Origin of the sequence: Nocardia sp. A7, assembly GCF_046549215.1 — a bacterium.
Lineage (GTDB): Bacteria > Actinomycetota > Actinomycetes > Mycobacteriales > Mycobacteriaceae > Nocardia.
In genome coordinates this window covers 1-763 of the sequence record NZ_JAJPWE010000018.1, presented here as the reverse complement: position 1 = coordinate 763, position 763 = coordinate 1, and the positions used below count along the sequence as shown (strand labels likewise).

The following is a 763-nucleotide window of genomic DNA, read 5'->3' as shown; positions in this document are numbered from 1 at the left end:
GTAGTAAGCCCTCGGCCTATTAGTACCAGTCACCTACACCAGTTACCTGGCTTCCAATTCTGGCCTATCAACCCCATGGTCTGTAGGGGGCCTTAACCCATCAAGTGGGAGAGAAACCTCATCTTGGAACAGGCTTCCCGCTTAGATGCTTTCAGCGGTTATCCCTTCCGAACGTAGCCAACCAGCAGTGCTCCTGGCGGAACAACTGGCACACCAGAGGTTCGTCCGTCCCGGTCCTCTCGTACTAGGGACAGCCTTCCTCAAGTTTCTTACGCGCGCGGCGGATAGAGACCGAACTGTCTCACGACGTTCTAAACCCAGCTCGCGTGCCGCTTTAATGGGCGAACAGCCCAACCCTTGGGACCTACTCCAGCCCCAGGATGCGACGAGCCGACATCGAGGTGCCAAACCATCCCGTCGATATGGACTCTTGGGGAAGATCAGCCTGTTATCCCCGGGGTACCTTTTATCCGTTGAGCGACACCGCTTCCACTTGCCGGTGCCGGATCACTAGTCCCGACTTTCGTCCCTGCTCGACCTGTCAGTCTCACAGTCAAGCTCCCTTGTGCACTTGCACTCAACACCTGATTGCCAACCAGGCTGAGGGAACCTTTGGGCGCCTCCGTTACATTTTAGGAGGCAACCGCCCCAGTTAAACTACCCACCAGGCACTGTCCCTGAACCAGATCATGGTCCGAGGTTAGAAGTCCAATACGATCAGAGTGGTATTTCAACGACGACTCCACCCGAACTAGCGTCCAAG

Annotated in this window: 1 rRNA gene; it reads right to left on the bottom strand. The window is 56.0% G+C overall.

What is annotated here, in order from left to right:
• Positions 1-763, bottom strand: a 23S ribosomal RNA gene (locus ACLJPD_RS33130); the annotation flags it as partial.